Genomic DNA, 15,638 nt, shown 5'->3' with positions numbered 1-15,638 from the left:
TGCGGGAAGGAACCGGGTATGACCATTAAGCGGCGCTTATTCATCTCTAATATCCTGATGATTGTGATCCCTGTATGTATTTCCTTGTTCATTGCTTTTGTTAGTGTGTCCCTCCTGTTCAAGGTATCGAAGCATGATAAGCAGAGCCCGTTCTATACCGGATATGATGATCTGATTCAGTTGTCTGCCGGGCTGCTGAAGAACGGGGAGAAGCAGGAACAGGATGAACTCCGCCGCCAGATCGAAGAGATATTGAAGCCGGGGGACATGAGTCTGGCCGTTTACGATTCCTCGACAAGGCTGATCAGCTTCAATTTTAAGGAGACCCCGGAGACAGAGAAGCTGCTGCAGATCGTCAGCGCCATGGATGGACAAGGTTTCGCTTCTACCTCGAACAAGGAGGTCTATGCTGAACAGATCCGGGTTAAGGGCAGCACTTATACTGTCACCATTATCGGCAGGACCTCGGACTATACAGACGGACAAGTCACTCCTGCGATGGTTACCTTTCTGATTCTGATCACGCTGGGGATCATCTCTGCGGTATTTATAACGAATCAATTTCTTACCCGGTTTGTATTCAAGCGGATCAAGCAGCCTCTGGATACGCTGGCAGACGGGGTTCATCAGATCCGGGACGGCAATCTGGATGTTAGAATCCACTACGGGAACAAGGACGAATTCGCTCCTGTCTGTGAGGATTTCAATGACATGGCTATCCGCCTCAAGGAATCCCAGCGCCTGATCCAGAGGCAGGAGGAGAGCCGCAAGGAGCTGCTTGCCGGGATATCGCATGACCTCCGTTCCCCGCTGACCTCTGTCCGTGCGTATTCGGAGGGGCTGCTGGATGGGGTGGCCACAACCCCTGAATCCCAGAAGAAATATATCACCATGATCAAGACCAAGGCGGAGGATATTGACCGGATGGTCGGCAAAATCTTTCTTTTCTCCAAAATGGATCTGGGCGATTATCCCTATGAACCAGAGGTGCTGGAGGTCGATCAGGAGCTCCTCTCCTTAATCAAGGTCACTGCCGAAGAATACAGGGAGAAGGGCCTGGACGTAGTCATTACCGCACTGGCTGCGGATGTGTATATCTACGCCGATCCGGCACAGCTCAGCAGCATCGTCTTCAACATTCTGGAGAATAGCTGGAAATACAAGCTCAAGGAGCGTGTCCAGGTATCCATCCGTACCGAAGTACAGGGAAGCGATGTGTTCATCTATCTGGAGGATAACGGACCCGGCGTGCCGGAAAATGCGCTGGACAAGCTGTTCGATGTGTTCTACCGCAGCGATCCTTCGCGCAATAACCCGACTAAGGGCAGCGGCTTGGGGCTGGCAATAACAGCTAAAGCCGTCAGCCGGATGGGCGGAAGTATTCAGGCACAGCCTTCCCCCGCAGGGGGTCTGTGCATCATTATCACACTGCCAGTGCTGGATAAAGGGGCTTTGCTATGACCAAAGTGTTAATCATTGAAGATGATAGTGCAATTGCAGCGATCGAGCGGGATTATCTGGAAATTAATGATTTCACGGTAGAGGTTGCCGAGGATGGAATCACCGGGCTTGAACTGGCGCTCTCGGGACAATTCCAGCTTATTCTGCTCGATCTGATGCTGCCTGGGGAAGACGGCTTCTCAGTGTGCCGCAAGCTGCGGAGCCAGCTCGACATTCCTATCCTTATGGTCACGGCCAAGCAGGAGGACATCGACAAGATCCGGGGCCTGGGGCTTGGGGCCGATGATTATATCGTCAAGCCTTTTTCGCCAGGTGAACTAGTGGCCCGGGTCAAATCCAATCTGGCTCAGTATGCTCGTCTTAAGGGCATGAGCGGTAGCAGCGCAGAGAGCAACCGGATCGAAAGCGGTCCGTTCATCATTCATACCTTATCCCACAGAGCCTATTTGCACGGCCGGGAGCTGGAGCTGAAGAAGAAGGAATTCGACCTGCTGCACTTCCTGATTGTCAATGCGGATATCGTCTTCAGCCGGGATTCCCTGTACGAACGGATCTGGGGCTTCGATGCCATGGGCGATAACGCTACCGTAGCTGTCCATATCAACAGGCTGCGCGACAAGATCGAACAGGACCCCGGCAATCCGCGATATATCCAGACTGTGTGGGGAGCGGGATATCGGTTTCAGGTGTAAAGTCCGCAAGCCTGTATTAATTCATAGCCCCCGGACCGTCCATACGGCCTGGGGGCTATCTTAGCACCGCCTATTCACCCGATCTTCCCGCCGTAACATTCATCTCCATCATTTTCACATCATTTGATAGAATTGAGTTCTGCACAGACTCACATACACACCTACACTTGAACTATATATGGAGGGTAACCACCTATGCTGTTGCTGGAATCATGCGTTATTGCTGTACTGCTGTCTTTTTCATATAGAATCTTCGAGGGGATACTAGGGGTTATCTCTAAACAGCAAGCGCGGTTTACGATTTATTATTGGGGAGCTGCCATGATTGCTGGAAGCGTTCTCTGGAGTAACAGTTATACGTTTGGCGCCCCGCAGCAAGTAATGAGAGTGCTCCCGCTGTTCCTTATTATTCTGCTTGTGAACCTGATCATCTCCAGATCCTCCGGCTATAATCCTGCGGGAACTTATAATACGGTCAACTTCGTGCTGTGCTTCCCTGTCTTTGAAGAGATCGCCTTCAGAGGACTTATACTGCCCATCCTTGCGCGCCATCCGGTACTCGGTCAGCTGCATTCTACTTCGATCATTGATGTCAGCGGGGCGATCCTCCTTACCTCACTGCTGTTTGCGGTGTCCCATTTGCAGTATTACAAGCTGAACCGCGAGAGCGTCAGATTCATGCTGTTTGCTTTTAGCGGAGGGATCTTCTTCGGGCTGTTCGCGCAGGTTACGGAGTCGCTCTTGCTGACGATTCCGCTGCATATTGCTTTTAACGGATCAGCCGTGCTGTATGCCCGGGCTTCCGCAAGCAAGCACCTTCAGGCCTGAGGTATTTCTATATGTATATATGAAAAAAGAGCCACAGCTCCTCTACAGGGCCAGCGCCTCTTCCGTAATCTGCCTGATATCAATCGGAGACAGCGTCTCCTCGTTCACCATGTCCGGCAGAATCTCTGCCAGGAAGTAATCCACGCACTTGAGGTCAATATGCTTGATCTTGATCAGCGCATTGCGGTACATCACCACAAATTCCTTCTCCGTGTTCCCTCTTTGCAGCTCGGCGAAGGCCTCATACACCTGATCCATCTTATCCGCAACCTCCAGAATCAAGCCTTCTAGCGACTCGTCCTTGCCTTCGCGCAGCTGCTGGTAGAAGATGCTTTTGAATTCGTCCGGGATATGCTCCTTGATGAAGTTGTCGATCATGCCCTCCTCCACCTGCTGGATCAATGATCTGAGCTGGAGCGAGGAGTGCTTCACCGGCGTTTTGATATCCCCGATAAAAATCTCTCCGTAATCATGGCTGCTCGTGATCTCGTACAGCTTCTTCCAGTCGATCACCGCGCCGTGCTTCTCTTCAATATCCGCCAGCGTCTTCGCGTATTGCACGACCTTCCAGGAATGGGCCGCAACGCTATGCTCCTCGAATTTGAATTTTCCCGGACAGCGGATAATGCGCTCCAGCTCATTCAGTGAGCGAAAATACTTGTGAATTCCCATGGCTAGTCCTCCCGTATGTTAGTTAGGCTACGCTAGAGTTCAGTCTAATCCTCCAGTGTTAACCCCGGATGAACCTCAGCACCCCATTGTGTAAAATCCGCACGGCTACGCGCATCTAACGTTATTTCCCAGCCTCTCCCCGCCCTATTGCGGTCCGCATCCCCGACTAAGGTCGGGATTCAAGAACAGTCTGCAGGCCGTTTTGCCAGAGAGGATAAATTCGTACAATACATACATAGACAACGGAAATGAACACGCCGGCTACCGGCGGTCATCTAATAAGAGAGGAAGATATCACTATGACAAAAAAATTAACCCGTTCCTTAACAGACAAGAAGCTCACAGGTTTATGCGGAGGACTGGCACGCTATTTCAAAGTTGATGCAACCCTTGTAAGATTGATTGTTGCTATCGCTATGATATTCAGCTTCGGCACTGTAGTCTTTCTGTATATTATCGGCAGCCTAATTGTTCCCCAGGAATCCTACGGCGGCTTCGATGACGGCTTCAACTACTAATTCCTTCTATCAAATACTTGCGTCATACCTTAACCAACCCACATATAAAGGAGATCATTATTATGAGCATATTCCAAAGAATCACTACACTAACTAAGGCCGCTATTCATGAAGGACTGAACAAACTGGAAGATCCGATCCTGCTAACCGGTCAATACCTGCGGGATCTGGAGGACAAGATCGCTAATGCCGAAGGCAAACAGCGTGAACTCAAGGCAGCAGCCAGTGTGCTGGAGCGCCGGATCTACGAATACAAGGTGCTCGCAGAACGCAGTGAAGCTGAAGCGGTCCAGTACATGAGCGAAGGCAATGAACCGGCTGCCCGCACTGCGGTTATGGCTAAGATCCGTTACACGGAGAGCGAACAGGAATGCACCGCCGGGCTGAAAGAGACTCAGGCTACGCTGGCCTCCCTTGAAGTACAGCTTGCCAGTGTTAAGGAAGAACATACACGCCTCAAAGCCAAAAGAGCCGAGCTGGCCGAACGTGCCCGCAAAGCGGCGGAGATCAAGCAAGCGGCTCAGGCATCTGGCGCTGCTTCTCCGGCAGGCTATCCCGGACAGGTGCTGAACAACGGTGCTGCCTCACGCGGCTTCGAACGGATGGAAGACAAGATCGCCATGCAGGAAGCACTGGCCGAGCAATCCGGTCTGGCTGCAGCCGCAGCAGCTCCTGAATCCCCGCTGAACAGCGCGGTTGAAGCCGAGCTGGAGCGCCTCCGCAACCGTAAATAAGCTGATGGTGTATAGTCAGCAACAAGGCTGCCTCCCTTTTTATCAGGGAGGCAGCCTTTTGGTGCAATGAACTTTGTTCCAAATAGGACTGAACAGGTTAGTCTAGGCAAGTACGACAGCAAAAGCTTCATAAGGCCGTAAGTGCAGCTGCTTGAAGTCCACAGCATCTCTGGAGTAGTTGCCGATAATGAATCCGGCGTGACCCAGCTCCGGCAATTCCAGTGTGATGGGCTCCCCGCTGAAGCTGGCCGTTACCAGCCAGGTCTGTCCTTCATAGCGGCGGAAGTACATGAACACCTGATCCGGCACGCCGGTCACCAGTTCGAAATCGCCCCATACCACAATCGGGTTGTTCTTCCGCAGTTCAATCAGCTTACGGTAGCAATGGAACACCGAATCCGGGTCCTTCAGATTCGCCTCCATATTAATTTCCTTATAATTCGGATGTACAGGCAGCCATGGCTCTCCGGTTGTAAATCCTCCGTTACGGGTAGCATCCCACTGCATCGGAGTCCGGGCGTTATCTCTCCCCTTCGCATTAATGGAATGAATGATAGCTTCCTTGGCGTAGCCTTGCCCGATCCGTTCATGATACATATTGATGGCCTCAATATCCTGCGCTTCGCTGATATCCTGAATCGGATAATTGGTCATTCCGAGCTCCTCGCCCTGATAAATGTAAGGCGTACCCTTCATCAGGTGAAGGAGTATGGCGAACATTTTGGCGCTCTGCACACGGTACTGCTTATCGTTGCCCCAGCGCGATACAATTCTCGGCAAATCATGATTGTTCCAGAACAGGCTGTTCCAGCCCTCGTTCCCCAGCTCGGTCTGCCATTTCGCCAGCACCTGCTTCAATTCGCTTACATCCAGGGGCTTCAGATCCCACTTCTCTCCCCCGGCCTGCTGATCCAGACCGATGTGCTCGAACTGGAATACCATCGACAGCTCCTTGCGGTCCGGGTTGGAATAGAGCTTGGCTACATCCGGCGTCGCCCCCCAGGTCTCTCCCACCGTCAGAACATCATGCGCTCCGAAGGTCTCCCGGTTCATCTCCTGCAGATATTCATGCAGCTTCGGACCATTTCCTGTAATCTCCTGATCAGGAATTTTGCCGACCAGATCAATGACGTCCATGCGGAATCCGCCGACGCCCTTATCCAGCCAGAAATTCATCATGTCCCATACCTCTTGACGGACCTTGGGGTTCTCCCAGTTCAGATCCGGCTGTCTGCGGCTGAACAAATGCAGAAAGTACTGGCCGCTGGCTTCGTCAAGCTCCCAGGCCGACCCGCTGAAGGTTGAACGCAGGGCATTGGGAACCTCGCCGTTGACCGGATCACGCCAGATATAATAGTCACGGTACGGGTTATCCCTTCCTTTGCGGGCTTCTATGAACCATGGGTGCTCATCCGAGGTATGGTTGACGACCAGGTCCATAATAATCCGGATATTACGCTGCTTGGCCTGCTCGATTAATTCATCCATGTCATCCATGGTTCCGAATTCGGTCATAATATCCTGGTAATCGCTGATATCATAGCCGTTATCGTCATTGGGTGATTTGTATACGGGACTAAGCCAGATGGCGGTAATGCCAAGCTGCTCCAGATAGTCCAGCCTGCTAATAATCCCCCGGAGATCGCCGATTCCATCGCCGTCGCTGTCCTGAAAGCTTCGGGGATAGATCTGATATATTACAGCTGTCTGCCACCATTTCGTATTGTTCAAGCCAATCACTCCTGTAAGCTAAATTTAACTACAACCATCGACCAGATGCGCAGGGACGGCAAAGTGAATCTGGCCGCAAGTCCTTGCCCGTGAGGAACCACCTCATAATCCAGGACAATCACTTCCTGGGCCTCATCATCCGGGCTGGCCGTGTAAATGCATTCAACCGGCTGTTCGATCAGCAGTGTGCACACCACATCCTTTTGAGCTTCAGGCCGCTGTTGCTTGCCATGCTCCCAATAATCATCTTCAAGCCCGGCAAGATTAATCAGCTGCAGGATCTGATAGCCCGGCTTGCGCTTAATGATCGTCCAGACCGAATCAATATCTCCGTTCGGGGCAAATGGCACCTTGCCTTCGAAGGTAATCTCGGTGTTCACCCCGGCGGTATAGGTATAAGACACATCTTCCAGCTCTGCATCCTGGATCAGCACCCCAAAACGCACGATGAAATCATAGTAGCGTCTGACCTCGACGGCGAAATCAGGCCGCATCACTGCATAATCGGGATAGTAAGGCATAGTCAGCATTCCATGATCCTCACCCAGTAAGAGGTGATATCCCCCGCTGGCGAATATGGAGGCCATCGTCAGCAGCGCCCCGTTCTCCGCCCATTCCTTGTCATGTCCGGCTTCCGGGTAGAAGGAGGGTAGATAGGCGGAGAGGATCACCGGCTTGTGCGGGTCCAGGGAGCGCGCATGATCGATCAATCCTTTAAGCTCACGCAACCGGACCACCGGCGGCCAGACTTCAATATATAGCGCCTCCTGATCCGCCGGGGCCGTCTTGTGTATAGGATAATTACCCACATTATTGAAAATAACCCCGGCCTCTGCCTTGATTTCCTTCACGGCCGCCTGGGTCCGGTTAATCAGAGCAGGATAACATTCCGCCAAATCGACCAGCTCTTCTTTTCCTGCGATCCGGCGCACCGCTTTCTTGGGGAAGCCGTATTGGTCCATATGAATTCCGTCGAATCCGGCATGTACGGCCTGACGGAACTGTTCAACAATATGATCGGTCCAAGGAGAGCCCGGTGTAATATCCATAATATAGAACAGATCAATTAATTGAAACGGATCTCCCTGGCGGTTATACAGTCCCCATTCCGGACGTGTCTGCAGGAAGTCCTTAAGACTTGCATATACCGCTCCATAGGCCATGGCAGCCATCCCTTTATCGTGTACGGCTGCGATCTTTTCACGAACCACCTTATAGGACATCGTCCGGCCCATAGGATCAATAAATTCATCCTCTTTCGGAACCAGATCATCATGCCTGTACATCCAGTCATAGAACTGTATGACATTCAAGTGGAATTTGTTCATGCTGTCAACGTCACGGGTGTCTCCGGATTCTTCACTCCGGAAATCGCTTAGAAATCCATACCGTGGCGCCCGGCCCCAATGATCGGCAATATCGTAGGAGGTATAGGCGGTTGATACTACAGCTTCATTGCACAGAACAGCAGCCTTGACTCCGTACCCCGCCCACACCGTCGCTTCAGTGAACAAGGGGACGAGCACTCTTTGTCTCAAGCCCGGTTCCGTATGGATGCTAAGTCTTGCTTCCGCAACCTGCTGCTCCAGCTTGAAGAAGCTGACAACCAGCTGCAGAACCGCTTTCTCCCCGGTCTCTACTTCAATGATTATATTGCCTGATTGGCCGGTCTTGTACTGGGCCTGATCCGGATATATATCTATATGAGTCACTAATCTATTGTCCATATGAATTCTCCAATCCTTGTAGATTGAGCTTGTTTACTTCCGCTTATTTCTTACCGTTTTCGGCCAACCAGGCATCCAGCTGCTTTTGCGCCTCCGCGATGACTTTGTCTGCTCCAGCCGCTTTTTGTTTTTCCAGCATTTTAGGAAGAGACTCATCCGGATCGAGCTGACCGGACTTCAGACCGTCAACAAAGGCTTTGTTGGCGTTGTCAATCGAGATCAATTCATTTTTTACCGGCTCCGCATCGAAGACAAATCCAAATATCCGTGAAGGAGTAGAAGACACCTGTTCGTTGAACTTCTCGTAGTTCTGGTATTTATTCGGATCTTCGCCTACACGGGTATAGTTGAGCATTTGATTGCCGAGCTGCCACATAATATCGTGATAGTAGCCGACATTATCTGTCGTTTTGCCTTCCGGCAGCGCAACTTGTCCGTCTTGGAGCACATAATGGGTTCCTTCAATCCCGAAGTTGAAGAGGGTCAGCAATTCCTTGTCCTTATAGAACAGGTTGAGCAGCATCATGGCACGTTCCGGATCTTGAGAGCTTTTTGAAATCGCATACATGGTTGCTGTCATTTTCCCTGTCTGCAAGCGGTCAATATTAAGCGGAATTTGCAGCATCTCACGGCCCGCTTTAATCGAACCATTCGGTGATACGGCTGCTGTGCCGATCTCCATATCCGCGATAATATCCATATCAGAGACAAAGGCGAAGCCTTTACCCGCTTGAATCTTCTTCCAGGCGTCCAGACCAGGTGTCAGTGCATCCTTGTTAATGTATCCTGCCCTGTACCACTTGTTGGTAAGCTTGGCAAGCTCCATATACCGCGGAGTCGTGTAGGAATTGATGACGGTATAATCATCTGCCGCTGTTCCCACGGTGTTAATCGCTGCAATACTCACAATAGAATCCAGATTCGTCGATGAATAGTACGCTTCGAGAGGAAAGCTCGGTGCCACCAGAGGCGTAATCCCCGGTTCGTTCTCCTTGATGGTTTGAAGCATGGGCTCCAGATCCTCGACTTTACCAGACTTCAGTGCAGTCAGATCAAATTTGTACTTGTCCACAAGCTCTTTGTTCAAGTAGACCCCTTGTGCACCGCCCAGCTCCTGGTGGGTATGAATACCGTATAGCTTGCCGCCGCGTTTAGCCGGCCCGTGATAGTCCTTCTCCACAGCTTCGATGTCCGGGCCGTATTTATCGAGCAAATCATCCAGCGGCAGCAAGCCCCCTTTGGTCACCTGTTGCTGGAACCCGAGCCAATCCGCTGTAAACAGCAGGTCCATTTTGTCGCCGGAGGCCATCATCAGATTCGTTTTATCACTCCAGGCGCCCCAGTCGATGGGATTCAGCTTGACCGTCATGTTCATTTCCGGATAGGTCTTTGCCAGATAATCATTCATCGCATCCTGTACCCGCTGGTTATCGTTTTGCGGCGCATCGGGGAATACCATTACAACTTCGTAAGGCTTCAATTCGGAGCTGCCCTCGCTTCCCGGCTGGACTGTGCCTCCCGGTGAATTCGCAGCATTATTCCCGCCGCAGCCGGTTACTAGGGCTGAAGTCAGCACAAGCGATGTCAATACAACAGAACTCTTTTTCAACCACTTCATAAATAATAGACCTCCCTGGAATACTTCTGTATTCTTGCCTCATCATTCTGAACTTGCTTATACTAATCCGGTCATATACCGGGATCAGCCCTTCACAGCGCCTACGGTGAGGCCTTTGACGAAATACTTCTGCAGGAAAGGGAATACCAGCACCAGCGGTCCGATTGCAATCATCGCCATCGCCATCCGGATGGATTCAAGCGGCGTTGTGACCTGTGCGGTTGAACTGTAAGCCTTATTGGCAATCGTCTGCAGGAACGAAGCGTTCATTAAGGTTTTGGTCAAAAGATATTGCAGAGAGAACAGCTTCTCATTCTGGATGAAGACCAGGCTTGTAAACCAGTCGTTCCAGTAGGATACGGTGGTGAATAACCCGATTGTGGCCATTACAGGCAAGGACAGCGGCAGAATAATGCTGAAGTAGGTCCGGAATTCACCTGCGCCATCGATCTGAGAGGAATCAATCAGGGAGGGCGGGATACTGTTCGTGAAGAAGGTCCGCATGATGATCACGTTGAAGCCGCCGATTAGACCCGGAATGATAAGCGCCATCAGCGTATCCTGAACATGCAGGAACCGGGTATAGACCAGATACCAGGGCAGCAAGCCGCCCGAGAACAGCATCGTGATCAGGATGTAGAAGCTCAGAGCACCTCTGAGAGGAAACTCTTTCCGCGATAATGCATAGGCCATGGCCGAAGTCACAAACAGACTGACTACAACTCCAATCAGTGTTACCGAAGCAGAAACACCATAAGCCCGCAATATTTTTCCGGCATCTTCCAATAAATACTGATAAGCGACAAGGCTGAATTTGCCGGGCCAGAAGCTGTATCCATTCGCAGTTACCCAGTCCTCATCAGCAACCGAGATCATAAAGATAAGCCAGAACGGGATCAGGCAGGCAAGACTGAACAATGACAGGACAATAAGGATAAAGGGATTGGTTCGTTTTTTCTGCATGGTGTTCTCCTTCTAGAACAAAGCATTTTCTTTGCTGAATTTACGGACAGCCAGGTTGACGGTAATGACAAGTGTAAAGCCAACCACCGATTGCAGCAGCCCTGCCGAGGAGGCGAGTCCCGTATCCCCGGTAACCATTAACGCCCTGTAGACATAGGTATCGATAACATCCGTTGTCTCCTTGATCATACCGGAGGCCATGGTTGCCTGATAGAACAGACCGAAGTCCGCGTTGAAGATCCGGCCGATCGCCAGCAGTGTCATGATGATGATGATCGGAGCGATCAGCGGAATCGTAATTTTCGTCATTTGCTTCCAGGGTGTGGCCCCGTCAATGACGGCCGCTTCATAATATTCAGAGTCTATCCCCACAATGGCTGCCAGATAGACGACGGCCGAGTAACCCACACCCTTCCAGGTGTTAACAAGGGTCAGGATATAAGGCCAATGCTCTGCTTCCGCATACCAGTTCCTGGGATCTATCCCGAAGGGCTCCAGAATGAATTTGTTGATGAAGCCCAGCTCCGGATTGAGAAATCCATACACGATATAGCCGGCAATGACCATGGAAATGAAATTGGGCAGGATCACTGTGCTCTGAAAGAACTTGGAGGCAAACTTATTTTTGACCTCGTTAAGGAGAAGTGCCAGCATCACTGCGAGTATCGTATTGATGATCAGGAAGCTAAGGTTGTACAGTAAGGTATTCCTGATGATCAGCCAAGCGTCGTTCGAAGCAAACAGAAACTTAAAGTTATCCAGTCCGATCCATTTGCTGCCCCAGATTCCTGCCGTATAATTCAGGTCCTTGAAGGCCAGGAAAATACCGAACATGGGCAGGTAGTTATTGATCAGCATCAGCAGCACACCGGGCAATGCCAGCACGACCAAGGCCCTGTACTTCCATATGCTTTTCCATTTTGAGCCAGGCCGCGAGCTGCCTGATTGTGCCGTTAGTGCTTTTTCCGAAGCCATAGTTCCACACCTTCTTATTGGGTTATGGCTTCATTATAAGGAGCTGGCTGCAGCTGCTCTGCCGTTTTTATAACCTTAATCTATTCGTTTTGTGACATTGCGGTATTCCTGGGGATTGACGTCGAACTGCTTGCGGAACATTTTGGTGAAATGGGAAAAATTGCTGTAGCCTACCTGCTGCGCGATCGCGCTGACCGGCATATCCGTGGTGTCCAGAAGCTCGCGTGTGCGGTCCATCTTCACCGAAATCAGGAAATCAATCAGGTTCTGGCCGGTCTCTTTCTTGAACAGCCTGGAGAGGTAAGCCGGGTTCAAGCCCACATAATCAGCGACACTGGCCCTGGAGATCTCTTCCTCCACCTTCTGCTGGATGTAGCGGATGGACCGCTCAATCACACCGCCCTTCTCCTGCCGCTCAAATTCCGCTTCCATGACCGCCGATACAATTCCTTCCGCCCAATGCCTGTATTGAAGCAGTCCCCGTATCCGGGCGGTTGTCCAGTCTGGAAACAGAGCTATGCTTCCCGCATTGATTCCTCTGACCTGCAGGAAGTGATAAATAATCTGCAGGGTATCCTGATGCAGGGCGTCCAGATGTCTTCCCTGAAAAGAAGGATTGGCTTCCAGCTTCGCTGTCAGATGATGAATGAACTGCACAGCGGACTCACGTTTGCCGTTCAGCATATAAGAGATCAGATCACCCAGCAGGATATCCTCCGAATTAGAATTGGCGGACAGCATCTGATCCTGTGGTAAGTATAAGAGCACGGATTGGGTCCGGGAGATATTATCACGCTCCATGGTCTTTAGACTTTCACACATTCCCGGCAGCTCCTGGATGGGTTTGAACGAACCGACATAGCAGGTTACGATGCTGTAGAACAACTCCTGGCAAGCTTGGATGAAACGTTTACCTATGGCCGTGAGCTGCTGAAGGCTAACTTTCTTAGCCGCAGGTCCTCCCTCCACACCTCCGGCATACAGCAGAATGAACAACACCCCGCTCTTATCGGTGATGGCCTCCCCCGGATGCTCTTCTGTAAAACATTCCTCCGCCGCTTTCTTCACAGCATACTCCATGATTTCCTGATCACGCGGGCTGAGCCGTTTGGACCACTCCTCAATACTGATCAGAATCGGGAGCACCTGATCGTCAGGATTTAACCCTACCCCTGCACCCGCCAGCTCCCGGTCAAAGAAATCCCCAAACGACAGGATGCTGCGGGACAGCAAATCCTGCCAGAAGCGTTCTACACGCTTCGGCTTTTCCTGTTGCCACAGATTCAGATACTTATGATACATCTGGTTGTAGGACTCATACTCTTCCTTCTCACGGATGGCCGCCATCATCCCCGATACAGCTGACAACAGCTCCTCTGTGTCAACAGGCTTCAGCAAGTAATCAAAGCTCCCGAGGTTCACGGCTTTCTTGGCATAGGAGAATTCGGAATGACAGGTCAGAAATATCGATTCCGTCCAGGGAGAGTGCTCCCGCACCCAGCCAACCAGTGAAAGTCCGTCTTCATCCGGCATCTCAATATCGCAAATCAGGAGTTCTATTCTCTGATCATTCAGCAGCTCTCTGGCCTTGTCGGCCCTGTTCGCCGTCAAAACCTCTTCTATTCCATACGTCTTCCAGTCACAGCAGTAGAGCAGCCCTTCTACAGCGAATTGTTCATCATCTACAATCAATAATCGCATGGCTCAACGTTCTCCTTCTGTATATTCAATAGGCAGGCTAAGCCTCACACGGAATCCGGACGGCTGATTGCCGCTGAAGTGAATTTCGGCTCTCCCCTGATAGATCATAGCCAGTCTCTGTTTCACATTCCAGATCCCGATATGTCCTTCATCTGTGGCCGGGGTATAATCCGGTGCATTCAGCTCCTGCAGCTTCTCTGAACTGCTGCCTTTTCCATTATCCGAGATTTCAATGATCATGGTATCGGCCGCTTCTTCTGAGAGGCCCGCCGAAATCTCCAGCCGGAATATCTCTGCCTTCAGGCTCATGCCATGAAGCATGGCATTTTCTACAAAGGGCTGTACCAGCAAGGACGGTATGGAGACGCGGCTAAGCGCTTCGGCAATGGTGATCTGAAACTCAAACGACTGCTGGTAGCGCATCTTTTGAATTTCCAGGTAATTGCGGAGATGTTCCAGCTCTTGGCCCAAAGTAATGCGGTTATCCTTGACCTGAAGCATAAAGCGGAAATACTGCACCAGATGCCTTACTGTCTTTTTGACCAATTCGAAACGCTTTAGATCGGCAAGCTGAAAAATAATATTGAGCATATTCAGGAAGAAGTGCGGATTAATCTGCATTTGCAAATGCTTCATTTCTGCCTTCTGCGCATGAATCCGTTTTTCGTACACATCTATTTTCAGATCCTGGATTTCCACAACCATGCTATTAAATGCCTGATTCAGCGCCTGAAACTCCACCAGGTTCGAATCAGGAAGCTTGGTTTCCATGGCGCCGTTGCGGATCCGGTGGATGCCGCTGAGCAAATCCAGAATCGGGCGGATGACCATACGGCGGAAATAATATAAGTAAACCAGTAAAATGAGCATAATAATAAAGGGCAGCACATTAATAATCGTTTGGAAGGTATTGAGTCCCTGGAGCAGCTCGGAAGCAGGGATGACCACGGACAGATTGATTCCCAGTGCGGAGGACTGGCTGGACACCACAAACCACTTCAGCCCATCATGGGTAAACGAAAAGGAAGAATTCAGATTCATCTTCTCACCCGGCAGCTTGAAGTCGTAGCCCATGGATGCCGAAGGACGAGTTAAGATATTCCCTTCATTATCCACAATCAGCACATCACCGCCCGATTGCAGGTTCAGATTGCCCAGCGGTGAGCGCATAGAGTCGATTCGGATCAGAGCACCAATACAAGCGGTATTGTCCAGATTATTGCTGACGCTCCGGTTTAAATAGTAATCTCCGGCAATTTTAACGATTGTCCATTTGTACTGAAGTGTTTCCAGATGTTCTTCATTTTGAACCTTTGTCGTAATCCAATCCCTTATCTGGTCCATATATTCCTCTGTAGTTCCTAGTACATTGGATAGTGTCAAAGTATCATTAACGCCGGAGTATAGATAAAACATATCCACGCTATGGTAATAGGCCTGATAGGCCTGATTTCTCTGCATAATCCCCATACGGGCAAAATAATAGTCGGACTCTGTCAGCCCCGGCTGATTCAATTGAAGAAAATTCACATCATGATCGACAATATCGACCAGATTAATCGTAATGTCATTCAGGCTGCTCTCCATCATTTGAAGATTGGAGTTGACCAGATTCTGATAGGATCTGGATACCTGTTCGAGTACAATTCCCTTGGCGTAATATCCCCCGGCAAAAAGAACGGAGAGGAGCGGAATCGTTATCGCAGCAGACAGCTGAATCAGCCTTACACCCAGCGAGTTTTTCCTGTTTGTCATCATGGATCCTTTCTGTAACTTAACATAACTTAACATAAGAAAGAGTCACCTTAGTGAGTGCTTCCACCTTTACGTAAACGTTTACTCAAACCTGTAAACTTCGACTCTTTAAGTGTGATTTCATACGTTAACGTAAACGCTTACCCTAAAAGGTATCCCGTTTATTTTTCCTTGTCAATGTTTATTTTACGGAGTGTTTGATTTCTGTTGACAACGAAAAAGCTAGGACTTATATTTTCAGTAAGCGTTTACTGCAAAACGAC

13 protein-coding genes are annotated in these 15,638 nt (G+C 50.4%); 5 read left to right on the top strand and 8 right to left on the bottom strand.

From position 1 onward, the window contains the following. The first annotated feature begins 18 nt into the window (after positions 1-18). The 3 genes from J2Z70_RS16340 (at position 19) to J2Z70_RS16330 (ending at position 2,981) form a co-directional block, all read left to right on the top strand. Positions 19-1,461, top strand: coding sequence for a sensor histidine kinase (locus J2Z70_RS16340; protein WP_209874891.1), 1,443 nt, complete (start codon positions 19-21; stop codon positions 1,459-1,461). Next, on the top strand, positions 1,458-2,153 hold the full coding sequence (locus J2Z70_RS16335) for a response regulator transcription factor (protein ID WP_076076783.1): 696 nt from the start codon (positions 1,458-1,460) through the stop codon (positions 2,151-2,153). Before J2Z70_RS16340 ends, J2Z70_RS16335 begins: the two co-directional genes overlap by 4 nt. Before the next feature lie 321 nt (positions 2,154-2,474). Beyond that, the gene (locus J2Z70_RS16330; RefSeq protein ID WP_209874888.1) at positions 2,475-2,981 is read left to right on the top strand and encodes a CPBP family intramembrane glutamic endopeptidase; all 507 of its coding nucleotides are present in this window, start codon (positions 2,475-2,477) and stop codon (positions 2,979-2,981) included. 42 nt (positions 2,982-3,023) lie between these two features. Here the strand turns inward: J2Z70_RS16330 and J2Z70_RS16325 are convergent, their stop codons facing one another. Next, entirely contained in the window at positions 3,024-3,653 is a 630-nt protein-coding gene (locus tag J2Z70_RS16325) for a YfbR-like 5'-deoxynucleotidase (RefSeq protein WP_036691104.1), read from the bottom strand. Positions 3,654-3,952: 299 nt separating this feature from the next. Here J2Z70_RS16325 and J2Z70_RS16320 point away from each other — a divergent pair, with 299 nt between their 5' ends. Continuing rightward, on the top strand, positions 3,953-4,171 hold the full coding sequence (locus tag J2Z70_RS16320; protein WP_209874885.1) for a PspC domain-containing protein: 219 nt from the start codon (positions 3,953-3,955) through the stop codon (positions 4,169-4,171). 62 nt (positions 4,172-4,233) lie between these two features. Further along, positions 4,234-4,905, top strand: coding sequence for a PspA/IM30 family protein (locus J2Z70_RS16315; protein WP_209874883.1), 672 nt, complete (start codon positions 4,234-4,236; stop codon positions 4,903-4,905). 102 nt (positions 4,906-5,007) lie between these two features. Here J2Z70_RS16315 and J2Z70_RS16310 read toward each other — a convergent pair whose 3' ends face one another. From J2Z70_RS16310 to J2Z70_RS16280, 7 genes are all read right to left on the bottom strand, one after another. Next, on the bottom strand, positions 5,008-6,636 hold the full coding sequence (locus J2Z70_RS16310; protein WP_209874880.1) for a glycoside hydrolase family 13 protein: 1,629 nt from the start codon (positions 6,634-6,636) through the stop codon (positions 5,008-5,010). 5 nt (positions 6,637-6,641) lie between these two features. Beyond that, positions 6,642-8,363, bottom strand: coding sequence for a glycoside hydrolase family 66 protein (locus J2Z70_RS16305; RefSeq protein WP_209874877.1), 1,722 nt, complete (start codon positions 8,361-8,363; stop codon positions 6,642-6,644). A 43-nt stretch (positions 8,364-8,406) separates the two neighbouring features. After that, a complete protein-coding gene (locus J2Z70_RS16300) occupies positions 8,407-9,981 on the bottom strand; it encodes an ABC transporter substrate-binding protein (RefSeq protein WP_209874875.1) in 1,575 nt (524 codons plus the stop codon). 84 nt (positions 9,982-10,065) lie between these two features. After that, positions 10,066-10,944 (bottom strand): carbohydrate ABC transporter permease, encoded by an 879-nt coding sequence (locus tag J2Z70_RS16295; protein WP_036727749.1) that lies wholly within the window; start codon positions 10,942-10,944, stop codon positions 10,066-10,068. 12 nt (positions 10,945-10,956) lie between these two features. Further along, positions 10,957-11,919 carry an ABC transporter permease gene (locus tag J2Z70_RS16290; protein ID WP_209874873.1) on the bottom strand — a complete coding sequence of 321 codons (963 nt, stop codon included), beginning with the start codon at positions 11,917-11,919 and terminating at the stop codon, positions 10,957-10,959. A 75-nt stretch (positions 11,920-11,994) separates the two neighbouring features. Continuing rightward, positions 11,995-13,620, bottom strand: coding sequence for a helix-turn-helix domain-containing protein (locus J2Z70_RS16285; protein WP_209874872.1), 1,626 nt, complete (start codon positions 13,618-13,620; stop codon positions 11,995-11,997). 3 nt (positions 13,621-13,623) lie between these two features. Beyond that, a complete protein-coding gene (locus J2Z70_RS16280; protein WP_245368285.1) occupies positions 13,624-15,375 on the bottom strand; it encodes a sensor histidine kinase in 1,752 nt (583 codons plus the stop codon). Between the last annotated feature and the right edge of the window lie 263 nt (positions 15,376-15,638).

The organism is Paenibacillus silagei (assembly GCF_017874735.1).
In the GTDB taxonomy this organism is placed as follows: domain Bacteria; phylum Bacillota; class Bacilli; order Paenibacillales; family Paenibacillaceae; genus Paenibacillus_AQ; species Paenibacillus_AQ silagei.
This window is presented reverse-complemented; position numbering and strand designations above follow the sequence as displayed.